General features: G+C 52.0%; 3 protein-coding genes. All 3 read left to right on the top strand.

What is annotated here, in order from left to right; translation table 11 throughout:
* Positions 1–92: 92 nt before the first annotated feature.
* Positions 93–1,250 (top strand): sugar diacid recognition domain-containing protein, encoded by a 1,158-nt coding sequence (locus RRY12_12695; protein ID MEG2185531.1) that lies wholly within the window; start codon positions 93–95, stop codon positions 1,248–1,250.
* Between the two features lie 134 nt (positions 1,251–1,384).
* Entirely contained in the window at positions 1,385–2,734 is a 1,350-nt protein-coding gene (locus tag RRY12_12690; protein ID MEG2185530.1) for a GntP family permease, read from the top strand.
* A 28-nt stretch (positions 2,735–2,762) separates the two neighbouring features.
* A partial coding sequence (locus RRY12_12685) for a glycerate kinase (protein ID MEG2185529.1) occupies positions 2,763–3,850 on the top strand: 1,088 nt, incomplete at its 3' end.

The raw sequence follows: 3,850 nt of genomic DNA, 5'->3' as shown, positions 1-3,850 counted from the left end.
AAGAGCGTCTGGGCCTGCGCTTTGACGACTTCCCGCAAGTGAACGCCTACTATCTGGCGCTCAAACGCATCAAGCTAATATAAAACAGCGCCATGATTTTCCCAAAAAGAAGCGCAATAGCAATAGTACATGAAATCAGCGGCATCATCGGCGAACAGGTAAATATGATGGACGTCAACGGAATCATTATCGCCAGCACCGACCCAGACAGGATCAACACCTTTCACGGAGGCGCAAAACGCGTGGTTGAGGAAAAGCTGGACGAGCTAGTCGTGCATCGCGACGGCGAATACGAAGGTGCGAAGCAGGGGACGAACCTCCCCATAACTTTCCGCGACGAAATAGTGGGCACCATCGGAGTGACCGGGCCTTACGAGAAGGTAGAAAAATATGGACAGATAATAAAAAAAATGACAGAGATACTCATACTCGACATAGCAATGTCGGAACAGCTCAACGTCGAATCACGCGCCCGCACGCGTTTTCTCAGCGAATGGATACACGGCGCGCAGAATGAGATCACCCCGACGATGGTCAACAACGGCCTACGTCTCTTTATTATTGACATAACCTTGCCGCGCCGCCTTATGCTAATTTCGGTGATACCAAACGAGGCTGGCGCAGATGCCGCGACACACCAGCGTACTATCGACGCCGTGGAAAAGAAGATACACGACCACCTGAGGTATCAGGACGAAGCAAACCTGGTATTCAGATCAGATAGTTATCTTGTCTGCCTCACGACGACCGTATCAGACGAAAAAATGTTGGCTCTGGCTGATTGCCTCAAAAAAGATACGGAGAAAGAGGCGGCTGTGACGCTTGTTATAGGAATCGATGCCGCCGCGCCAAACTATCAACAAATCGGGGCCGCCTTCACCCGCGCGCAAAAGGCGCTTGCCACCTGCCTGCGCTCGCCCAGCAGACAGCCCAGGCTCTATGCCAGCCTCAACATGGAGATTTTTGCAAGCGAACTTTCCGAGATGACAAAGCGCGAATACATCCGAAGGATATTCCGCGGATGTTCTACCGAACAGATAGCCGAGTACACGGCGCAGCTTGAGGTCTATTACGAATGCGAAGGTTCCATCACAAAGGCCGCAGAAAAACTTCTCATACACAAAAACACTCTCCAGTACCGTTTAAAAAAACTAGCTGAGCAGACAGGCTATGACCCGCGCTCCATAAAATTCAGCTCTCTCTATTACAACGCCATACATTTTTATCGGGATATAGAAAAAACTCTCTGATAACCATCCTCCTGCTTTGGTCTTCATACTAAAAATATATCCTAAACTTATTTTATGTAATATTGTATTTCATCTAAATAGATGTTACCCTGAACAAATAATTTATTATTCTAAAAATACTGGAGGCAATAAAAATGACAGGGATTTCATTGATAATTGTGTTTGTCGCTACGGTGATAGTGATGGTTACTGCCATCTCCAAATTTAAGATACACCCGTTCCTCTCCATTATGTCTGTTTCTCTGCTCTTCGCGCTCATTGCGGGCATACCGCTTAAAGAGATACCGGGGACGATAGGTACGGGGTTCTCAGGTACTTTCACAAGCATCGGCATCGTCATCATCTTCGGCGCCCTGGTGGGAACGCTGCTTGAAAAGACCGGCGCCGCCCTCAAAATGGCGGACGTCGTGGTAAAAATGGTGGGCAAGAAAAACCCTGAACTTGCCATCCTGCTAATGGGTTGGATAGTCTCTATACCTGTATTCTGCGACAGCGGCTTCGTCGTGCTCAATCCAATCAGAAAGGCGCTTGTGAAACGCACCGGAGTCTCAAGCGTGGCAATGACCGTTGCGCTTTCGATGGGACTGTACATCTCGCATTGCTTCATTCCGCCCACCCCCGGGCCGATAGCCGCGGCGAACGCGCTTGGCATCGGCGACAGCATGCTGCTCGTCATAGGCTTGGGCGCTCTACTTTCCATCCCCCCGCTCATCGCGGGATACATTTTCGCCAAGTATATAGGGAGAACTGTAAAATCACGCGACGAACTTGTCAGCGACGAGGCCGTCAAGACATATGAGGAGCTGCTCAAAGAATACGGACGACTCCCCTGCGCCGGCATGGCCTTTGCGCCTATAATCGTTCCAATACTTCTTATGGGAATCTCTTCCGCCTTTGCAATGGCTAAAATGGACGTTCCTGTTCTTGCCTTCCTAGGCGCCCCGATCATAGCGCTTGCCGTAGGCGTAGGTTTCGGCGTCATACTGCTTGTGCAGGCGGGGAAAATGAAGGAATTTTATGCAATCACCAACGACACTCTGATGATAGTCGGACCAATACTCTTCATCACAGCGGCAGGCGGAGTACTGGGCAAGGTGATAAGCGCCTCCGGCATGGTCCAGTACATCACCGAAAATTCCAACATCCTTGCCACCGTCGGAATATTCTTCCCATTCCTACTTGCGGCCATCCTTAAAACCGCGCAGGGCTCCTCCACAGTCGCAATCACTACTACGGCCGGTATGCTGGCGCCTGTGCTTCCAGCACTCGGCCTCAACACGCCTGTACTCTCCGCGCTTTGCGTAATAGCCATAGGAGCGGGCGCTATGACCGTATCGCACGCAAACGATTCCTATTTTTGGGTAGTTACCAATTTCGGCGAAATGGAAACAGAGCAGGGGTACAAAACGCAGACGATGGGCACGTTAATCATTGGCCTGGCATCTATGGTCGGCGTATTCATAGCCTACATTGTCCTTAAGTAGCGGACACATGCCGCAAAAACGCGCAACAATGGAAAAATTCCTTCTGATACCCGATTCCTTCAAGGGAACGATGAGCTCCCTGGAAATATGCGGGATAATGGCGGGCGCGATAAAAAAACATCTCCCAGAAGCCTCGGTGAAGGCAATATCGGTCGCCGACGGCGGAGAGGGCAGTGTTGACGCTTTCCTTTCCTCGATGGGCGGAAAAAAGAAATATATTAAGGTACGCGGCCCAAACTTTGAAGAGGTCGAAGCTTTTTACGGCCTTATACAAGACGGAAGTACCGCCATAATCGAAATGGCAGCCTGCGCTGGACTGCCTCTTTCCGGCGCAAACTGCGACGCTATGCGCACCACAACCTACGGTGTTGGCGAGCTGATTCTGGACGCCGCGCGCAGCGGCTGCCGCCGCGTCATCATGGGACTGGGCGGCAGCGCCACAAACGACGGCGGTTGCGGGGCGGCCGCCGCGGTCGGCGTCTTATTTTCGGACGCGGATGGAAACAACTTCGTACCAGTTGGAGGCACTCTTGCGAAAATCGCGCGCGTGGATCTCTCTAGGATGGCGCCGGAGCTGAAAGATTTAAAGATAACGACGATGTGCGACATAGACAACCCGCTCTACGGTGAAACAGGCGCCGCTTATGTATTTGGCCCGCAAAAAGGCGCGACGGCACGGACGCTGCCTCTGCTTGACGCCGGTCTGCGCAGCTTTGCTTCGGTAGTAAAAAAAGAGCTTGGCGCTGACTGTGCGGAGATGCCAGGCGCGGGCGCGGCAGGGGGGATGGGATACGGAATGCACACGCTCTTTGGATCGGAGCTGCAAATGGGAATAGAAACCGTGCTTGACACAGTAGGCTTTGACGAACTGGCAAAAGAAGCGGATGTCGTATTCACCGGAGAAGGTAAGATAGACAGTCAGAGCCTGCGTGGGAAGGTGGTCATAGGAGTGGCGCGCCGCGCTAAAAAACAGGGGACACCTGTTATAGCCGTCGTAGGCGATATCGAAAACGGCATCGAAACCGCCTACGACGAGGGAGTTTCGGCCATATTCAGCATCAACAGAGTCGCTGTTTCCTACCAACAAGCAAAGCCGCGCGCCAAAGACGACCTTCG

It is taken from the genome of Cloacibacillus sp., from assembly GCA_036655895.1.
Classification (GTDB): Bacteria; Synergistota; Synergistia; order Synergistales; family Synergistaceae; genus JAVVPF01.
Note: the sequence above shows the minus strand (reverse complement) of the source record. Positions and strands in the feature narration are given on the sequence as shown.

What these genes read in the sequence shown, in the direction of transcription:
- RRY12_12690 (MEG2185530.1), top strand. Translation starts at nt 1,385, where the DNA reads ATGACAGGGATTTCATTGATAATTGTGTTTGTCGCTACGGTGATAGTG.
- RRY12_12695 (MEG2185531.1), top strand. Translation starts at nt 93, where the DNA reads ATGATTTTCCCAAAAAGAAGCGCAATAGCAATAGTACATGAAATCAGC.